At 39.0% G+C, this 20422-nt stretch carries 18 protein-coding genes; 5 read left to right on the forward strand and 13 right to left on the reverse strand.

From position 1 onward, the window contains the following. Positions 1-45 precede the first annotated feature (45 nt). From MHH44_RS17995 to MHH44_RS18005, 3 genes are all read right to left on the reverse strand, one after another. Positions 46-1215 carry a hypothetical protein gene (locus MHH44_RS17995; protein WP_008406476.1) on the reverse strand — a complete coding sequence of 390 codons (1170 nt, stop codon included), beginning with the start codon at positions 1213-1215 and terminating at the stop codon, positions 46-48. Between the two features lie 127 nt (positions 1216-1342). Then, positions 1343-2125: an enoyl-CoA hydratase gene (locus MHH44_RS18000; protein WP_008406477.1), complete on the reverse strand. Its 783-nt coding sequence runs from the start codon at positions 2123-2125 to the stop codon at positions 1343-1345. Positions 2126-2192: 67 nt separating this feature from the next. Beyond that, entirely contained in the window at positions 2193-3878 is a 1686-nt protein-coding gene (locus MHH44_RS18005) for an FAD-binding dehydrogenase (RefSeq protein ID WP_340799267.1), read from the reverse strand. 695 nt (positions 3879-4573) lie between these two features. Here MHH44_RS18005 and serA point away from each other — a divergent pair. Both serA and MHH44_RS18015 read left to right on the forward strand, forming a co-directional pair. Beyond that, a complete protein-coding gene (serA, locus tag MHH44_RS18010; RefSeq protein ID WP_008406480.1) occupies positions 4574-6199 on the forward strand; it encodes a phosphoglycerate dehydrogenase in 1626 nt (541 codons plus the stop codon). 224 nt (positions 6200-6423) lie between these two features. Then, positions 6424-7686 (forward strand): polysaccharide deacetylase family protein, encoded by a 1263-nt coding sequence (locus tag MHH44_RS18015; RefSeq protein ID WP_340799268.1) that lies wholly within the window; start codon positions 6424-6426, stop codon positions 7684-7686. Positions 7687-7724: 38 nt separating this feature from the next. On the opposite strand, the gene MHH44_RS18020 is transcribed toward MHH44_RS18015, so the two are convergent. The 6 genes from MHH44_RS18020 to MHH44_RS18045 form a co-directional block, all read right to left on the reverse strand. Continuing rightward, positions 7725-8099, reverse strand: a complete 375-nt coding sequence (locus MHH44_RS18020) for a DNA polymerase III subunit delta (protein ID WP_340799269.1) — start codon at positions 8097-8099, stop codon at positions 7725-7727. 106 nt (positions 8100-8205) lie between these two features. Next, complete coding sequence (locus MHH44_RS18025; protein ID WP_340799270.1) at positions 8206-8994, reverse strand: HAD family hydrolase; 789 nt, start codon at positions 8992-8994, stop codon at positions 8206-8208. Between the two features lie 125 nt (positions 8995-9119). Next, positions 9120-9365: a DUF3006 domain-containing protein gene (locus MHH44_RS18030; RefSeq protein ID WP_008406484.1), complete on the reverse strand. Its 246-nt coding sequence runs from the start codon at positions 9363-9365 to the stop codon at positions 9120-9122. Positions 9366-9625: 260 nt separating this feature from the next. Then, on the reverse strand, positions 9626-11128 hold the full coding sequence (locus MHH44_RS18035) for a coproporphyrinogen III oxidase (protein ID WP_014822733.1): 1503 nt from the start codon (positions 11126-11128) through the stop codon (positions 9626-9628). A 165-nt stretch (positions 11129-11293) separates the two neighbouring features. Beyond that, positions 11294-11638, reverse strand: coding sequence for a YlbF family regulator (locus tag MHH44_RS18040; protein WP_008406486.1), 345 nt, complete (start codon positions 11636-11638; stop codon positions 11294-11296). Between the two features lie 22 nt (positions 11639-11660). Next, on the reverse strand, positions 11661-12806 hold the full coding sequence (locus MHH44_RS18045) for a DUF445 domain-containing protein (protein ID WP_340799271.1): 1146 nt from the start codon (positions 12804-12806) through the stop codon (positions 11661-11663). A gap of 108 nt (positions 12807-12914) precedes the next feature. Here MHH44_RS18045 and MHH44_RS18050 point away from each other — a divergent pair, with 108 nt between their 5' ends. Both MHH44_RS18050 and MHH44_RS18055 read left to right on the forward strand, forming a co-directional pair. Beyond that, a complete protein-coding gene (locus MHH44_RS18050; RefSeq protein WP_008406488.1) occupies positions 12915-13124 on the forward strand; it encodes a YheE family protein in 210 nt (69 codons plus the stop codon). 437 nt (positions 13125-13561) lie between these two features. Then, a complete protein-coding gene (locus MHH44_RS18055) occupies positions 13562-14872 on the forward strand; it encodes a hemolysin family protein (protein ID WP_173364530.1) in 1311 nt (436 codons plus the stop codon). Positions 14873-14934: 62 nt separating this feature from the next. Here the strand turns inward: MHH44_RS18055 and MHH44_RS18060 are convergent. From MHH44_RS18060 to MHH44_RS18075, 4 genes are all read right to left on the reverse strand, one after another. After that, positions 14935-16289 (reverse strand): IS3 family transposase gene (locus tag MHH44_RS18060; RefSeq protein WP_221712469.1). Its coding sequence is split into 2 segments (ribosomal slippage): positions 14935-15836 and positions 15836-16289, totalling 1356 coding nucleotides; the frame shifts between segments, so codons are not numbered across the junction. Positions 16290-16395: 106 nt separating this feature from the next. Then, complete coding sequence (locus MHH44_RS18065; RefSeq protein ID WP_008406490.1) at positions 16396-17043, reverse strand: response regulator transcription factor; 648 nt, start codon at positions 17041-17043, stop codon at positions 16396-16398. A gap of 11 nt (positions 17044-17054) precedes the next feature. Continuing rightward, positions 17055-18167 (reverse strand): GAF domain-containing sensor histidine kinase, encoded by a 1113-nt coding sequence (locus MHH44_RS18070; protein WP_008406491.1) that lies wholly within the window; start codon positions 18165-18167, stop codon positions 17055-17057. Positions 18168-18300: 133 nt separating this feature from the next. Next, positions 18301-19842, reverse strand: coding sequence for a bifunctional GNAT family N-acetyltransferase/carbon-nitrogen hydrolase family protein (locus MHH44_RS18075; RefSeq protein ID WP_008406492.1), 1542 nt, complete (start codon positions 19840-19842; stop codon positions 18301-18303). Between the two features lie 153 nt (positions 19843-19995). Here MHH44_RS18075 and MHH44_RS18080 point away from each other — a divergent pair, with 153 nt between their 5' ends. After that, positions 19996-20421 carry a disulfide oxidoreductase gene (locus MHH44_RS18080; protein WP_008406493.1) on the forward strand — a complete coding sequence of 142 codons (426 nt, stop codon included), beginning with the start codon at positions 19996-19998 and terminating at the stop codon, positions 20419-20421. Position 20422: the final 1 nt, after the last annotated feature.

The following is a 20422-nucleotide window of genomic DNA, read 5'->3' on the forward strand; positions in this document are numbered from 1 at the left end:
TTTGGGGTAAAAAAGAGGTGCCCTGAAATTCAGGGCACCTCTTTTTTATACTAAACGTTTTATTGCCTCATATAGTTCTTCATTTGTTGGCACTTGCAAATACATGCGCAGCCGAACGATACGATTCAATTCCTTTTCGATCATAGTTCTAGCATAGGCAACACGATCCTCTGTTGCATACATCTTCCGAAACTCTTCCTGCATATTATACATTTCATTAAAATCGCTTAACACTAGTTGAAGCTCTTTTTCATTTAATAAATATTGCTCTACTAAATTGACAAGCTCCTCATTAAAAATTTCCAGCATTTTAACAGCATCATCTTTTATAAATAGATCAAGTACTTTTTTGACAAGAGTTGTCGTCAATATACTCCCTATAATAAGACCGATGATCCCGCCTATTAAACTGATGACCGTTGTACTAACATTTGGAATCGATAAGCCGATTCCTCCGCCAACGATTAAACCAATAATACTCCCTGCAACACTTGCAGCTGTTTTGGAAATATTTTTAAATAGTTGTGCAGGAGACATCTGATTTTTAATCGCACGGATAATATCGACGCTCGACATGACACCTGTTACGATGGCTCCTGTTACAACATTTGCATTTAGTAATGTGATGGCTTTTTTAGCGATCACAGAGCTGTACATCGCCTTTTTCGTCGCCGTACTAGCCATCCTCTTCACTACTGCTTTTGCACCGTTTTTCTTTACTGCACTAGCAATACCTTCATCCAGCTCAATATGGTCCACAATATTCAGGTTATCGATTTGCTTTTCGATTATTTCTTCAGCAAACGGTTCTCCTATTACTGTTAGACCTGTCAGAACTGCATTTTCAACTGCGGTACTTCGTTCTGCGCCATTCCATTTACTTTGGGCGAAAGAAATTGCGGTACTCATTCCGATTATTTCTTTCTTAAAATCGATACAACCTCTTTCATCAATTACTAGATTGTGGATATTACCAGCATCTAATATATGACGGACTTGCTCATATGTGAAAGCACCTTGTTTAATAATATCGCTATTATTAAAATGTGCATGTATTTCATGGTATTGCTCAAAAGGCACTTCCAAATAATTACTCTGTTCCTGATCTAGCTGTTTTAGTTCAATTTCGCAAATTGCAATCGCATCATTTATATTGGGACAATACACATTGTGCACAATTTGTCGCCGGTTATTTGATAGCCAAATTTGGTCCATGAAGGTACCTCCATTTTTCGTCTTTCACTATCATATAAGCATTCGGTAATGTTGTACAGTAAATATTTTATTGCCCAATAAAAAAGGAGGAGCCAGCGATGTTTCACTAGCTTCCTCCGACATGTATCTATTTCCCTTCAAATTGCGGCATTCTCTTTCCGACAAATGCCTGAATTCCTTCTAAATGGTCCTGTGTTTGGCGCATTTTCACTTGCCCTGCTGATTCGCCTTCCAAAACTTTCTCTAAATGAGGCAAATTCGAATTATGCAAAATCTGCTTTGTTTCAATCATCGCCAAAATCGGTGATGCCAGCAGCTTACCTACAAGTTGGTCCACTGTTACAGATGCCTGACCATCTTCCACGTTATAATCAATGAGTCCTAATGCTAACGCTTCATTCCCGTTTAACACTTTTCCTTCCCAAATCATTTGCTTCGCTTTTGGTGTCCCTAGACGTTCCTTCATAAAGAAGTGTCCAGCACCGTCCGGAACCAAACCGATTCCAATAAAGTTCATCGCTAATTTACTCGATTGCTCCGCAACAATGATATCGCTTCCTAGTGCCAGGCTGAAGCCTAAACCAGCTGCAGCACCATGAATTTGTGCAATCGTAATCATCGGAAGTGTATAGTAAGCCTTCACTAAACGTGAAATGTCTTCCATAATCGTTCCAAAATCAGAAAAGTCGTCTGATGATACCATCATTTTAACATCGCCACCCGCTGAGAAGACTCTCCCTTCTCCTCTAATGATAAGAATTTGAACATCCTTTTCATTATGTAGCGCTTCAAAGCAATCCGCCAGCTCTCGCATCATCGTAAAATCCATTGCATTCATAGCATTCGGGCGATTTAATGTTAATGTTGCTTTTCGCTCCGCAATTTCCAAGTTAATTGTTTCAAAGTTCAATTGTATACACCCCTTATTTATGAATAATCATTCATTTCGACAAATGCCTTCATATCTCCTTTATTTTTCATACTTCTATCGCTTTCGCTTTGTTCGGTACAGGCTTTAAAGTGCCTAAATATTTACCGACCTTCATTCCTGTAAATAAGCAACCGCCTAAAAATGTTCCTTCCAATGAACGGTAACCGTGTACGCCGCCCCCGCCAAAGCCACTGACTTCCCCTGCTGCAAAGAGGCCTTGAACAGGGTTGCCCTCATCATTAAGTACTTGCCCGTTTAAGTTGGTTTGTAATCCTCCTAACGTTTTTCGTGTAAGGATATTTAAACGTACCGCAATTAACGGCCCGGCTTTCGGGTCCAAGATTTTATGTGGTGAGGCAGCACGAATCAATTTATCCCCTATATAGTTTCTCGCTCCATGCAATGCATTGATTTGTGCATCTTTTGAAAAGGGATTTTCGATTTCACGGTCGCGCGCCAAGATTTGCTCTTTAATGTGCATAAAATCAAGCATGTCATTGCCTGCCAGTTTGTTCATACCATCGACTAAATCTTTTAAACTATCTGCAATGACAAAGTCTTCCCCGTTTTCTTTGAATGCCTGAACAGCTTTAGGCGGCCCAGGTAAAACACGCTTCAGCACGTCCTTTATACTTTTATTTGTCAAATCCATATTTTGCTCAGAACCGGATAATGCAAATTCTTTTTCGATTATTTTTTCCGTCAAAATAAACCAGGAATAATCATAACCGGTTTTTTGGATTGCTTCGAGTGTGCTGAGTGTATCAAATCCAGGAAAATTTGGAGCTTTAAATCGGTCTCCTCTTGCATCAAACCACATCGATGACGGTCCGGGCAATATACGTATTCCATGGTTTTTCCATATTGGATCCCAGTTTTTTAAGCCTTCCGTATAATGCCACATACGGTCTCGATTGACGATCCGCCCGCCTGCTCGTTCGGTAATTTCGAGCATTTTCCCGTCGACAAATGCAGGTACGCCAGACACCATATTTTTTGGTGGCAGTCCTAATCGTGATGGCCAATTTTCTTTGACAAGTTCTAAATTTGCTCCGATTCCACCGCTAGCCACTACGACTGCATCTGCCGTATATTCAAATGTGCCAATGACTTCTCTGGAACTTTCTTCCCCGCGGCGAATGATACAGTTTTCTAAAATATTTCCTTGAATACCAGTTACCGCCCCATCCTCCGTCAATAAATCCGTTACTTGGTGGCGCGGTAAGTAATCGATTAGACCGCTTTCCGAAGCTTGTAATACTTTACTCGCAAAAGCTTCTACAATTGCTGGCCCAGTACCCCAAACGATATGAAACCGTGGAACCGAATTCCCATGCCCGCCTGCTAAAGCACCCCCACGCTCCGCCCAGCCGACAACCGGGAAAAATTGAATGCCCTGTGATTTTAGCCATTGATATTTTTCCCCCGCTGCAAAATCTACATAGGCCTTTGCCCATTCATATGCCCAGTAATCCTCATCCTCTAATCGGTCGAATCCAGCAGAGCCGCGCCAATCTTGCCATGCGAGCTCCTTACTGTCTTTTATACCTAACCTCCTCTGTTCAGGGGTATCTACTAAAAATAGTCCCCCAAATGACCAATATGCCTGACCCCCGATTGAATTTTCGGGCTCCTGATCAACAAGCAATACCTTTTTTTGCGTATCTATAAGCTGACAAACTGCAGTTAATCCTGCCAGCCCTGCTCCGATAACAATTGCATCATAATGCATTTCTACTCCCCCTTTGTCAGTGCACCTGTTATACAATTTCGTGTTATTTTTTATTTCCCCTTCTAATAATTTTTCTTTAAAGCATCGAAAATTTAAATTAAGGCAAAATTTTTGCGAAATAGTAAAATCGTTATTTTCCGATGAATACGGTGAATCGTAATTTTTCTGTAAATTCAAACAAATCCCTTTAAATCAATATCGTTAGCGCTTTCATACTTTCTGCAAATTACGAACATTAATATTGATAAATTTAAAAATAGTTCGTAAAACGACCGTATATTAGCTGATTAATTCACTAATTATTTATTAATTTTGAAAATTTCGTTGACAAAGATGAACAATCGGGTTTATGATGTTATCAAATTTAAAAACGACAAACTATTGTGATAGAGACATACTGTTTAGTTTTGTATAGCAAAGAGAGCTGGTGGTCGGTGTGAACCAGTGTATACACTAAATACGTTCCACTCTTGAATAGAATAGCCGAAAACCCCAAGTAAGTTATTCCGTCCCATGCACGTTACGCATATTGATAAGGTTGTATGACTATTTTTTCTATTAGTCGGCAACGAATAAGGGTGGTACCGCGATTTGTTTATTGAATGCCTTTCGCCCCTTACGTTATTCGTAAGGGACGGAAGGCTTTTTTTGTATAGATTTTTAAAAATAATAGTGAATTTTAAGGAGAGATTATTATGACAGCGACACAATTAATCGAAAAGGCGACAAAAACAATTAACGTATTTATTGCAGATCCATTAAGTGATGACGGTATTTTTCCGCTTCGTCAAGAAACAGAATTAGATTTAAATATCATTGTTGATACAGGGCTGGCACCTGAACAATTAATCGCTCGTATTGCGGATGTGGATGTATTACTTGTCCGCTCTCAAACAACGGTTACACGCGAAGTCATTGAAGCAGCGAAAAACCTGAAATTAATCGGGCGTGCCGGTGTCGGTGTTGATAACATCGATTTAAATGCCGCAACAGAACACGGAATTATTGTTGTAAACGCTCCAGACGGGAACACGAACTCTGCGGCTGAGCATACAATTGCAATGATGACATCTCTTGCCCGCTTTATACCACAAGCATTCAATACATTAAAAAATGGAAAATGGGATCGTAAGTCTTATGTTGGGGTTGAACTTAAAAACAAAACATTAGGTGTTATCGGAATGGGCCGTATCGGTGCCGAAGTGGCTTACCGTGCAAAAGGTCAACGTATGGACGTAATTGCCTATGACCCATTTTTAACTGAAGAACGTGCAAAAGAATTAGGTATTACAAAAGGTACTGTCGACGAAGTATGTGCAGCAGCAGACTTTGTAACGGTTCATACACCACTTTTACCTGAAACACGTAATATCATTAACAAAGAACGTTTTGCCATTATGAAAGACGGTGTACGTATTATCAACTGTGCTCGCGGCGGAATCATTAACGAAGATGATCTATACGATGCGATTGTTGAAGGCAAAGTAGCAGGTGCCGCACTTGATGTATTCGTACAAGAGCCTGCAACAGACCATAAACTATTAACTTTGCCACAGGTGATTGCAACACCTCACTTAGGTGCATCTACAGTAGAAGCACAAGAATCAGTAGCAGTCGATGTATCAAATGATATTATTAAATTCTTTAAAACAGGTACTGTAACAAATCCAGTAAATATGCCATCTATTCCGAAAGAAAAGCTTGCTGAAGTAGAGCCGTTCTTCGCATTAGCTGAAAAGCTTGGTAAGTTTTTAATCCAAGTTACTGAAGAAAGCATCAAACAATTAAATATTTCTTATGCTGGTGAAGTTGCAAACTTTGATGTACGTCCATTAACAGCAAATGCCATTAAAGGACTGCTTTCAACGAACCACGGTTCTCACGTAAATGACGTAAACGCACGATACTTGGCTGAGCGTATCGGCATTCAAATTAATGAACATAAAACAACAACTGCTAAAGGCTTCACAAATTTAATCACGGTTGAAATCGTAACAGAAACAGAAACACATACAGTAGCTGGTACGTTATTAAATGGTCTTGGTGCCCGTATCGTTAAAGTAGAAGGCTTCGTAGTTGATGTCATTCCAAACGGCAACCTGCTTTACATTAAAAACCAAGATAAGCCGGGTTCAATCGGCCGTGTTGCTACTAAGTTGGCTGAAAAAGATATTAATATCGCAACAATGCAAGTAGGTCGCGATCAAATTGGCGGCTCTGCAGTCATGATGCTTGTCGTTGATAACGAAGTAACAACAGAAGATTTAATTTTTGTAGCACAACTTGAAAATATCGATGAAGTAAAAGCCATCACACTTTAATTATTTCCGCTACTGCTGAACGGAAATTTCGTTCAGCAGTAGTTTTTTGTTTTAACATATTTTCTATTCGCATACATAAGTTTAAAGGACGATTTTATCTCTTATTATTTGAAACTTCGATCGGATAAAATCTTACATAAAACTTGGCGAAAGTGAAGAACCCTACCCGATTCCCATCAACAGTTCACTCTATTCGCTCACTTTTAACTAAAAGGAGAGTTTAGTTGAGAAAAATACTTTATTTTTTATTAATTGTTTTCTGTATCATTGGTGTTTCTCTAGTAAATAACGAGCGTGTTCATGCAGCAGCCCCTTCTGCCACAATTAAAATTACAACAAAAGAGACCGAAGTGTTCGATGAGACGTTACAAAAAAAATTGATTACTTTGTCAAAAGCAACGCCCGTTATCGTACTTTCAGAAGCGGACGGATGGACTGAAATCCAATACAAAACGGTGATCGGCTATATTCCAAGTGAATATTTAAAGTCTGCATCCCCTCAATATATGCTCGTACAAGCGAAAGAAGAGCCACTTGTGCGTGTGACGAATAATCTACAGAGCGAAATTAAAGGAAAACTCCATTTAAATACAATTGTAGAGCTTTACGGGTCTGCAACAGCCGACTTTGTTTTCGTAAAATACGGAAAGCTTGCGGGCTTTGTAAATCAGCAGGCTCTTGTAAAACCTGTTTCAAAAGCAATGATCGTCAAAAGTTCAGCCGATTTAGTTGTAAGGGAAATCGCTAGTTCTTCGAGTCAGGAAATCGGTGTGTTACGTAAAAACAGCCCTGTTACAATGCTCACAAATTTAAAAGGCTGGGCATTTGTCACAACGGATAAATTATCAGGCTATGTGCTGACAAATGGACTGATTACACCGCCTGTCGAAAAAGAAAAACCGGTAAAACCAGTCACTCCTAAACCAGCAACCGATAAGAAAATCGCCTTAACCTTCGATGATGGACCCCATCCAAAAGTGACAAAACAAATTTTAAAAACACTAGAAAAATACGATGCAAAGGCAACATTTTTTGTTGTGGGGCAAGAGGTGAAGGAACATCCTGAAATTTTAAAAGCGGTCTATAACGCAGGGCATGAAATTGGCAATCATACATTTAATCATGAAAAACTGACAACATTGCAACCAGAGGATATAAAACTGCAAATCCAGTCAACCGATGCAATTATTAAATCGACTATCGGTCAACGGGCAACCGTCTTCCGCCCGCCATATGGAAGCTATGACGAAACGATTACTGACCAATTAAATGTTCCGAATGTGCTGTGGACAATTGATACACTTGACTGGAAGCATCGTGACTCGAAAAAAACGGTACTTGCAGTAAAAGAAGGTGCAAAAAATGGCAGTATCGTATTAATGCATGATATTCACCAGACGACTGCCGATGCATTGGATGAGATTCTCGCTACACTCCAAAAACAAGGCTATGAATTTGTGACCGTCTCCGAACTGTTAGGGAAATAAATAAAAGGACCTGGTGAATGTTTCAACAGGTCCCTAACTTATTGATATTCTTTTAATTGTAAAAAGCTTAAGTGCTCATTTATTAGAATGGAGTCAGCTTCAAAAAGTGGCAATGTGACAAGTTCCGTGCTTTGCGCTACCCCTAATGCTGAAATCGCAACAAAAAATAAGACACCAACTGCAATAAATGCAGACAGTATACGGTGTATTCTTTGCATCTCAGGATTGGCCTGTTTTCTGTTTTTGCTGCGTACAAGGCTGAAAAATCGTTTTTTGTTTTCAGGTAAATGAAGCACATGTTCACATGCCAAACAAAGGTATGCTGTATGATGGTCAATCGTAACCCGATTGATCTGAACTAAGTTGTTTGTGCGGCCGCAGTTTTCACAGCGACAAGTATTATTATTTACCATAAAAAAACCTCTTTCATCCCTTTCATACACTTATTATAGCATGAATTTTTAGAAAATTCATTCATTTAATACAAAAGACGCACTTAATTAAAGTGCGTCTGCTAGTTTATAATGTTTTCACTAACTGTAAAAATTCTGTAAGCGAAGTTACTTCATATGTCGGGACAATATCCGGATTGTGCGGCTTACTTTCGCGGTTAATCCATACATTGCGCATACCGACACGCGACGAGCCTAAAATATCGGTCATTAAATTATCGCCGACCATTATCGCTTCATCTTTAGTAACCTGTGCTTTTTCCATTACAAATTCAAAAATAGAAGCATCCGGTTTCCCCTTACCAAAATCACCTGAAATAATGATATGGTCAAAATAAGGTACAATCTCCGGCGTAATCTCCAACTTTAAATTTTGTAAGCTCGGTGCACCGTTCGTTAATAAAACAAGCTCGTATTTCCCTTTTAATTCATCCAATACCGCAAATGTATCGTCATAGAAAAACGGTGCTTTTTTACGTTCCTCTACGAAACGCTCCCCTAGCTCTGCGCCTAATGTTGCATCTTCAATTCCGACTGCCGCTAAACCTTTTGTCCAAGCCTCAGTCCGATAAGCAGGCACAATTTCTTTCATCTGCTGAAATTGTGGTGTCGGATCATCAAACGTCCCCCAAAGACCTTCAAATGGGTTAATGCCGATTAAGACTGTGTAGTCATATGTAGGGTAACTTTCATAAAGACTGCGTGCCGCTGATCTAACCGCCTCTTCCAATTGCTGAGAGTTGACGCTTGTCTTAGTCGCAGCATAGTCACATGTTTTTTCAAATGCAGTTTTTACCGAAAGTTGATCGAATAATAATGTATCATCCAAATCGAAAATAATTGTTTTGATAGCCATTGTTACGCTCCTAAAATTAATATATGTACCCATATATTTTACCATACTAAAGCGTAAAATTTCCGATACTTTTTTGACTTTTCAAACTTTTCGAGGTTAACTTCAATTTAGAATGAGAAGCACTTTTATTCTTTATTTCGTAATTGCTGCAACAGATTATTGACACGCTGTTTTTGGTTTGCCGTTTCTTCTCTCAATAATTCAATCTTATAGTCGAAACCATCGTCCTGAATACTTACAATATCGCCTTCTTTTAGCTCTGATGGAATTTCAGCATGATGGATCAGGAGCTGCTCCGTTTCGTTTGAGCGTTTTAAAAAAATCGCGTATTCCCCATCAAATCGGTCTAGCGTGTATTTATTGTAGTTCATTTACACCTTCCCCTTTCGCATTGACTAATTGACTGTGCATCTATTTCATATGTTACCCTATCTGCTTTGATCACAATCGTTCCCGCTTCGGCAGTACTAATATTTCACTATTTACATGTTGCCATATATCGATTACTTCCGCATGCGGGTGACCATACCTGCCCATTTAATCTGATATAAAAATCTTCTTCACAAAAAAAGTCAAATAGCACATACCAATTGTTTGGCTGTGCTATTTGGTGATGTTTGAAGACTAACGATTAAGAATAAAGCTCATCTAAAATGGCGATTTTCTTGGCGATCGATTCTTCAAATGTCAGGATATATGCTGCTGGATCTTTCGGATTATGGAACTGTGTAATTTTGCCGGTCGTTGGATGTACGAACTTTGAAGAAGCCCCGCAGCCGATACCTAAAATTGTTTGCACTTCTTCCATAATGACAATATTGTAGATCGATTCTTCTTCCGGTTTACAATAGCCGACGTTTTCCAAGTTTCCTAAAATATTTTTCTGGCGGTACAAGTAATATGGAACATAGCCGTTTTCAGCTGTCCAGTCTGTTGCCATCTGCATCATTTTCCCTACTGTATCACGGTCCGCTACTTTATATTTATCTTTGTTTCGCGTCATTTCTGATGCTCGCTTAAAGCTAAGTGTATGCACCGTTAAACTTTCAGGCTGCATTTTTGCCGATTCCGCTAATGAATGCTCGAATTCTTCGATACCTTCGTTGGGCAAGCCGATAATCAAATCCATATTGATATTATTCATACCGGAATTGCGTGATAGCCAAAACTTCTCGACCGTTTCTTCTACAGTATGGTGGCGTCCGATTGCTTTCAATGTTTCTTGTGTATAACTTTGCGGATTTACAGAAATACGGTCAATGCCCCATTTTTTCAGCACTTCTATTTTTTCCGGTGTAATTGTATCTGGTCGCCCTGCTTCTACAGTAATTTCTCGAATGGACTCTGGATTCGGGAAAGCATCAAACATTGTTTTATATAATGCATCCATTTCATGTGCCTCGATTGAAGTCGGTGTTCCCCCGCCCCAGTAAATCGAAGTAATGCGCATATTCTTTTCCGTCAGCCATTTGCCCATTTCACGCAACTCGATATGCAGGCCATCGATAAATTTTTCTACACGACCCGCCTTACGATTTGACTGGATCGCATAGGCCGGGAATGTACAATAAGCACACATTGTCGGGCAAAACGGAACCCCAATATAAATAGAAATTTCTTTTCCAAGCTCGTCCAAATCCGGAATAACCGTAAGTTGACGCTCAACAATTGCCTTCATCAATGCGATTTTCTGATCTGAAATACGGTAGTCCTCTTTCAGTACAGCGGCAATCTGTTCATCGTTCATACCTTCTTTACGATATTTATGATAAAGCTTAGTCGGACGTACTCCTGTTAAAATCCCCCACTGCTGAGTCATACCGGAATATTGTTCAAGTACATCAAGCATGACATGTGACAGTGCCCGCTTCATGCGGATGTTTTGCTCTTTTTCCGTTCCTTCTGTCGAATACTTAATCGAATAGTCGCTTGTATATTCTTGGCCCTCGACGATAAGCTTGGCAAATGTGGAAATCGTAAAATTTTCATCGATAGACTTGTTAAACTCAATCGACATATCCGAACCGTCCTGCTCGATTTGAATAACGGAATCCTCGTAAAATAAATTGGCTATATGATTAAGAACACGTGTCCAGTCTTCTTTGAATTGCTCATTAATATGAATCGTTTTCATGTTATTCTCTACCTTCTTATGATATTAAATAAAAAATCTATCTCATTGTAACAAATATTAAGGTAGAAGAAAAAAAACATGTTTATTGTTAGTAAATTTAATTGGGATATTGCCCTCATTATCCTCAAAATAAAAAGGAGCCACACATAGTGTGACCCCTGAATCTTATAGTCCGTCGTACATTGCTTGGATTGGCTGTGTGATAATACGGTTAATTTCTTGAATTACTGCACTTAAAGCCATCTCCGCTTCCAGCATACCAATAATTTTTGGATTTTGCTGAGCTAACTGTGCTGTTTTTTGTAAAAATACATACTCTTCTTCTGTAATTTCTTCACCAGCATTTTGTTTGTCCTGCATCTTTAATTGAACATCGCGGAAGTTTGTGAATAATACTTTAGCTTCCTCATCTGCACGTACAGTTTCCACTGCGTTCTTTAAATTTTGAAACTCATCAGTCTTGCGGAATGTTGCTTCAAGTTTATTAATATCTTCATAAATATTAATCATGTAATATTCCTACTTTCTCTTTTTAGTTCGTCAAAAAGACGATTAACGCTTGAATGATCCCGACAAGACCACCAATAATGCCGCCCAGCCATGTGATTAATTTCAGCTCTTTACTAATAATACCTAGTACAAGCTCTTCTAATTTGGCGATAGGGAAAGAATCTACTTGCTCTCGAACGACTTCCGCTAAATTCAGTCGCTTCAGTACGTCTTCGATTTTTCCTTCTGCTGCAATAAATGTTTTATCCATCATTTTAGGGAGCAGATCATTTGTAGCCCAGTCTTTTCCTTGTGGCCAATAGTCATTAATCGCTTTATCCAGGCGTGCCTCCAATGCCAATGCATTTTTTGCATAGCTTTGGATACTCGTTTCAATCGTATCAAAGTTTACATCATTCATAAAGTCCATTGCCGGGCGATTTTTAATTTTTTCCCATTCTGTTATGAAAATCCGATTTAAAAGTGCAGCTGTTCCTGGAGCTTTTAAAAACTTTATAAGTTCACGCTGTACTTTATCAACGAGTGATGTGGAGTCTCCTAAAAACATCTGGATCATGCCGCCAAATGAACCTTTTGTCGACAAGAAGTCATCCAGCATATTTTTGATTGTCATCGTACCTTCCGGCGACAGAAAATAATCTTCACCCTTTTGCAAAATCTGTACGACTGCCTCATCGATTTTCTGGTCCAATACAGGCTCCAAATCATTCGGTAATAGTTCACGAATGGCTTTTGTAGATAACGTATTTTTTACTTTATGGAACTGCACGTGAATAAGTTCATCCACTTTCCCTTCGACTGTTTGCGGTAATTGTGTGAATCCTGCCAAACGAATCCAGTCATTAATCGTTTTTTCATTTGTAAATATTTCTTGCGTCACTTTATTTTGCGCAAAGGTTAATACATTTTCACGTATTTCCTTTGATAAAAATTTTTTCTTAATTGTTTCAGGTGTCAGTAAATATTCTGTAACGGTTTTCCCTAACTGAATAGCCAAATCCTCGCGGCGTTTTGGGATCAGACCCGGTGTTAATGGCAACTTCCATTTTTTAAAGTAGATTGGCTTATAAGGTCTAAACAGCATTTTGATTGCCATATAGTTCGTCGCTGCACCAACGACAGCCCCTACAACACCCAGCAGGAATATTAGCGAAATAAATTCTCCCATTTTGCTCACTCTTTCTTCATCATGTCTATGTTCTATTATTAATTTCAAAAAAGAAAAATTGCAACAATGTACTACTTTCTTGTACGATAAAAATGGGAGGGAAGTTTCATGATTCAACATTTTAGCTATAAGCCATTATTTGAAAACAGTCAAATTCCGGGGTGGTCCATCCGCTTTTTCTATGAGCAGAAACGTTATGTAGCTGAATATTATAAAGACGGAAGCATCAAATTCTTTGGGGAAAGCCCTGCTGAAGAACAGAAAGAACAGCTTGAGAAAATGATTCACGAGTTAATGCTCTTTCACGTTTATGAATAAATAAAAAGAAATGGGAGCAATCGAATTTTCGATGCTCCCATTTTTATGCGCGTTTCGAGTTAATCATAATTTAATAGCTGGCTGCAGGAAATTATTGCTGGCGTTTGCTAATTTTCCTGCCTATTAAATTATCATTATCTACCATTTCACAGTATCATAAATCTATTGTAATTTCAATTTTCTATCAATTTACGCTCATCTACTAATTATTTATTCCTTCAATATTAAAATTCAATTATCGAATGGCTATTCCAATTTCACTCCAATATTTTTTTCCTCAAATTTCAAATTGGAAAATTGTTTTTTTTACGCAAATATTTTATGATTGTAGTATTAAAATTTTTTTAGGAGGTGTACTCTTTATTTGCCACGCTCATTTGCGCCGCAGATAGGGAATATAGTTGGACGTAGACATAGGAATCGAACTAACCATTAGGTTGATAGCATTTGCTATCTTAATTGCCGCTACGGCATTTTTCGTTGCAACTGAGTTTGCAATAGTTAAAGTAAGAACGACAAAAATTGATCAGCTCGTTGCAGAAGGAAATAAATCTGCAATCCGGGCAAAAAAAGTAATTTCAAACCTTGATGAGTATTTATCTGCTTGTCAGCTCGGAATTACAATTACGGCATTAGGACTCGGATGGCTCGGAGAACCGACTTTCGAAATTATTCTTCATCCAATATTTGAGTTCTTTAACTTAAGCGGTAATGTCACAACTGTTCTTTCATTTATTGTTGCCTTCTCACTCGTAACGTTCATACACGTTGTCGTAGGGGAATTAGCACCAAAAACTCTCGCTATTCAGAAAGCAGAAGCCGTAACATTAAATCTATCTGGATTTTTAATTCTGTTCCATAACATCATGTACCCATTCATCCGTGCTTTAAACGGATCGGCACGTGGATTAACTGGGCTTTTCGGCTTAAAAATGATTTCTGAATCTGAAGAAGCACACTCTGAAGAAGAGCTTCGCATGATTTTATCAGACAGCTTTAAAGGTGGGGAAATTAACCACTCTGAATACGAATATGTTAATAGTATTTTTGAGTTTTCTGATCGAATAGCGAAGGAGATAATGGTACCTCGAACTGAAATTATCAGTATTGAAAGAGGTCAAACGATTCGCGAAGTATTTGAAGTAATGGGCATTGAACAATATACACGTTATCCGGTTACAGATGGTGATAAAGACCATGTCATCGGCCTTGTTAACATGAAGCATTTATTAACAGCTTATATTAAAGATGCTGCAAATGGCGATAAGCTTGTTGATGATTATATGCAACCGGTTATTCGAGTAATCGAAACAATTCCTGTCAGTGATTTATTATTAAAAATACAAAATGAACGTATTCACCTCGCAATTTTAATGGATGAATACGGCGGTACTTCCGGTTTAGTAACAATTGAAGATATTATCGAGGAAATTATCGGTGATATTCAAGATGAATTCGATGAAGATGAAATTCCGGAAATTCAGGAAATCGCTGAAGACCACTACATCTTTGACTCTAAAATGTTATTGCAGGAAATGAATGATATTTTAGGTACAACAATTGAAGATGAAGATATCGATACAATCGGCGGATGGTTCATGACTCAACGCTTTGATGTTCAAGAAGGCGATATAATTGAATCAGAAGGTTATCAGTTCAAAGTAACTGAGCTGGACGGTCACCACATTTTGTATATTGAAGTAACAAAACTTCCACCATCTGAAACGACAGACGAGGAAATTCTATAATTGATACAAAAAACCACACTTTTTCTGAAGTGACCCCTATAAGTTAGACACGGTTATTTCGTTTAGGCTGCTTGGGTAAACTGAGTTCGGTATTCTACCGGACTCAGTTTTAATTTTGCCTTTAAACGTTTTGTGTTGTAATACGTTATATATTTTTCAAGTTCCATTTTAAAATGTTCGACACTTTCAAATTCCTTTAAGTAGAGGAATTCTGACTTCATGATACCGAAGAAATTCTCCATGACAGAGTTGTCATAACAGTTTCCCTTACGTGACATACTTTGCACAATACCTCTTGATTCAAGAACGTGGCGATATTGGTTCATTTGGTAATGCCAACCTTGATCTGAATGCATCAGTAATTGATGTTCCTCTGGCAACCTCTCTAGTGCCTTATCCAACATTTCTGATACAAGCGAATATGTTGGTCTATGACCAATTGTGTACGTAATAATTTCGCCATTAAATAAGTCTAAAACAGGCGATAAATAGAGCTTTTGATCAAACAGCTTAAACTCCGTAATATCTGTAACCCATTTTTCATTCGGTCCTTCTGCTATAAAGTTCCGATCCAATATATTAGGCGCAATCTTACCGACTGTACCTTTATATGATTTGTATTTCTTCATACGCACTAAGCACTTTAAACCTAATTCTTTCATGATACGTTGAACCTTTTTATGATTCACTTTTTGCCCACGATTTGCTAGCTCATCACGAATACGTCGATAACCATAACGACCTTCGTGTTCGTTATAAATTTCTTGAATTTCGGCCTTTAACTCGGCATCTGTATCTTGGCGATCCATCTTCTTCACTAAATCATAGTACGTACTACGTGGAATGCCTGCGAATGCCACAAGCGCTTTCACCGAGTATTTATGCCTTAATTCATAGACGACTTTTACTTTGTCTTCTTTGGTGATTTTTCCTTGGTTTGAACTAAGGCGTTCAACTTTTTTAAATACTCATTTTCCATACGTAGACGATTGATTTCCGCTTGAAGCGCTTCAGGTGAGCCTTCTACTGGTGTTAGTTTTGAATGTTTGTTCGTTTCTTTTTTCATGGATGTACGCCCCTTTTTCTTTGATTGAAGGGCATCGAATCCTTTAGTTTCAAACTGTTTTCGCCATTGAAGTATGGATGATGGTGCTGCTATACCAAAGATAGCCGCTGTTTCATTTAAGGACGTACCGTATTCAATCATATAATTTAGTACGTCTAGTTTAAACTGCGCTGAGTAATTTGTATATCGTTTTATAAAGGCGTCTGCACCATTATGTTCATATTGTTTGACCCATATATGAATTGATTTATTATCCGTACCTATCGACTTTGCGATTGAAAGATAACTCTCATTACCTTTCAAAGCTCGATTCACTGCCTCGAGCTTTTCCTCAGGACTAAATTTAGCCATAGAAAAACTGCACCTCCAATTGTTAGATGTGTCTAACAATTGGGGTGCAGTTCATTCTCCAGTAGGAAAAGTGTGGTTTTTAATTCGGTTATTTATTTACCCTTATTTAGCTTTCGTTCGTCTCAGTCAAATTATGCTTTACTGCATATAAAGCCGCCTGAGTACGGTCCTGTACATGAAGCTTCGCAAAAATATTCGATATATGGGTTTTAACCGTTTTTTCCGTTACATATAACGAAGAAGCGATCTCCCTGTTGCTCTTGCCCTTTGTCAGTTCCGCCAATACATCCTGTTCCCTAGGTGTCAGTGGATTTAAAATATGGGGCTTATTCTCATCTTCACGCAGCCCTTCTTCCAATTGCGAAGTCGCATCCGGATGGATCGTATTTTCACCGCGCATAATTTGCCGGATCGATTCAACTAGATCATCCGGTTCGATATCTTTTAGCTGGTAGCCTGAAGCCCCTGCATCAATTGCCGGAAGCACATGGTCTTTATCCGAAAAGCTTGTCAGCATCAGTACTTTAATATGCGGCCAATTCTTTTTTATTTTTTTAGTTGCCTGGATGCCGTCCATCTCAGGCATGACGAGGTCCATTAAAACAATATCGGGAGAAAGTTGTTCAACAAGCTCTACTGCCTCTAATCCGTTTTTCGCTTCCCCTACAACTTCGATATCCTTTTGGGTTTTTAAAAAGAATAATAACCCTCGTCTTACTACATGATGGTCATCTGCTATTAGTACCCGTATCATCAAATCCCCCCCTAGTATGGTAAACGGACAAGTAATTCTGTTCCTTTTCCTATTTTACTTACCCAATCCGCGGTTCCTCCAACTGCATGTGCCCGGTCAATAATTGATTGCATGCCAATTGATGGTATGCGGCGATGTGCCTCCACATTAAAACCATGGCCTGCATCGTTTACAACGAGTAATACATCGGTAGCGGTCACATTTATATATATTTCCACATTCTTTACACCTGCATGTTTCCGTACATTATTCAATGCTTCTTGAGTAATCCGGAAAAGCGTTTCCTCTACTCTTGACGGGAATTGAATGACCCCCGAAACATTGACCGTTAATTTCAGGTTCAGCATTTCTGCATACACTTTAATCGCTTCGATCAGTCCGCTTTCCAACCCTTTTGGACGGAGCTGCCAAATGAGTGCACGCATTTCCGTCAAAGCTTCCTGTGTAAGCTCTTGAATATCTTTAAACGTTTCTTTAATATCCTGCTCATCACTCATCTCAACTCCTGCACGGGCTGTCAGTGTTACCGAAAAGAGCAGCTGGTTGACAGAGTCATGCAAATCGCGTGCTAACCGGTTACGTTCCTGAACAAGTGCAATTTCCTGCTGTTCATTTGTCAGGTAAATACGTTTAATCGCAGAACCCATCTGAAAGGCAACCGATTCAAGTAAATCTAGCTCCTCATCAGAAAAGCGCACCGTATTTCTTGAAGCGACATTGAGCAACCCGAAGCGTTCCTGACCTGATTGCAATGGTACAGTCGCATGATGGGTAATTTCGTTATGATCACCTACATTTGCTGCGATGGCACTTTCGATGCGCTGACATTCAATAATATTCGAAGCTTTTTTTAACTCTTCATTGCGGAACCGTGATACACACCAGCATCCGCCCTTCTTTAAATAGTGGCACTCGTTATAGTTCAGCGCATCCGGCAGATCCTGCTTCACGACAAGCTCCGATTTCCCTTTTTCATCGATAAAGAAAATCCAGCCCGTTTCGAATTTTGTCCCGCTTAAAAATTTCGACAGCGCACCCTTTAGCATCGGAATCATCTCTGTTTCCTCGTTTAACAGCTCAGCAATTTCTTTTAAAATGGCAATATTAGATTGGTCTTTTGTCATACTGGCTCTTCCTTTGCTACTTCACTTTTCTCTATCATACCATTTCAATTAAATAGTACGCACCGCTATCCCTCTCATACTTTTGAATGAAAAAATTCTGCTATCGTTTACAATAGCAGAATTTCCCTTTACGTTATTTTAAATATTCCACGCGGTATACGTCATGGCGTCTGTCTTTAAGATGCTTAACAGTACCGTCTTGGCGTTGTCGGCGCAATATTTCAAGATCGACATCCCCGATCAGTACCATTTCCAAGTTTGGACTCGTCTCTCCGACGATTCCATCACGTGCAAATTCAAAATCGCTCGGTGCAAAAATGGCCGATTGTGCGTATTGGATATCCATGTTTTCCGTTTCAGGCAAGTTGCCCACCGTTCCGGAAATAACCGTGTAGATCTGGTTTTCGATCGCACGTGCCTGTGCACAATAGCGCACGCGTAAATAGCCATGACGATCTTCTGTACAAAACGGTGTGAAAATAATATTCGCGCCCATATCTGTTGCAATACGCGCAAGTTCCGGAAACTCGATATCATAGCAAATCTGAATGGCAATCTTGCCGCAGTCGGTATCAAATACACGGACCTTATCGCCGTTACTGATTCCCCACCACTTACGTTCATTTGGTGTAATGTGAATTTTATATTGTTTTTCAATCGTTCCGTCACGTCTGAATAAATAGGCGATATTGTAAATCTCCTCATCTTCTTCCTCAACGAAATGCGAACCACCAATAATGTTCACATTGTAGCGGACCGCCAGACTTGTAAACAGTTCGATATATTCAGGTGTATATTTCGTCAATTTACGAACAGCCTGAGACGGTGATTTATCATTTAAGAAACTCATGAGCTGTGTCGTAAAAATTTCCGGAAAGACAACAAAATCCGAGCCTGCATCAGACCCGACATCAACAAAGTATTCACACTGCTTCGCAAAGTCCTCAAAGGAATCAATCGCGCGCATCATATATTGAACAACACAAATACGCACTGGATAACTTGTCTTGAAATGACGCTTGGACAGCGGTCGGTAATCGACGTTGTTCCATTCCATTAATGTCGCATACTTGCCTGAAGCTGTATCATCCGGTAAATAGTTTGGATTAATACGCATTAAAATAAAGCCGTTCATCATTTGGAATGTCAGCACCGGATCATATATTTTATGGCGACTTACCGCATCCACATAATCACGTGGACTCATCTCATCCGAATGGACATGATAGTTTGGAATACGGCCGCCAATAATGATAGATTTCAAATTAAGTGTTCGCGCCAGATCTTTCCGCGCCTCGTATAGTCTTTGACCGACCTTCATACGGCGGTATTCCGGGTGTACCATTACTTCAATACCATACAAATTATAGCCATCTGGATTGTGATTAGTAATAAAACCATTGTCGGTAATATCATTCCATGTATGACGGTCATCGTATTCATCGAAGTTAATGCGCAGGCTCGAGCAGGAACCAATTACCTTCCCATCAAGCTCGGCTACCATTTGTCCTTCAGGGAAAATCGTTAAATGGCTGTATAAATGCGCTCGTTCCCACGGCTCCATACCCGGAAAACATATACGCTGTATCTCTAGTATCGAGTCAATATCCTCTGTAGTCATATTTCTTATTATCATAGGTTTTTCAAATTTGGACATATCTAATGAATCTGTCATGCAAAACTCCCCCTCCATATATAGACTTTCCTTTTAATAGCGATCAATAAACGTAGTAATTTACTTTTTCTCGAATTCAAACTATAATCAATGAGAATAAATATGAAAAACTTCTGCTGATAGAAGTTAAATTTTGAATATCGAGGTAGCACTATGTCCAAAAAACTTGAAAATGCCTTGCTCATTATTTGGGTTGTATCGTTGACAGCAACGCTCGGATCATTGTATTTTTCTGAAATACGAGGATACGAACCATGTACATTATGCTGGTACCAGCGCATTTTAATGTACCCTATTGTGCTGATTTCAACGATTGCCTACATCCAGAAAAATGCGAAAATTGCATTAACAACAGCCGTTTTTTCTACAATTGGCGCGGCAACATCTTTATACCATTATAGTCTACAGAAGTTAGTTTTTATGCAAGATGCAGCACCTGCTTGTGGTCGTGTAGCATGTACAGGTCAGTATATTAACTGGCTGGGCTTCATTACGATCCCATTTTTGGCGCTTACTGCCTTTATTATTATTGCGGCAGTTAGTTTTTATATGTTAAAAGTTTTAAAGGGGGAGAAATAAT

The organism is Solibacillus sp. FSL K6-1126 (assembly GCF_038003445.1).
GTDB classification, from domain to species: Bacteria; Bacillota; Bacilli; order Bacillales_A; family Planococcaceae; genus Solibacillus; species Solibacillus silvestris.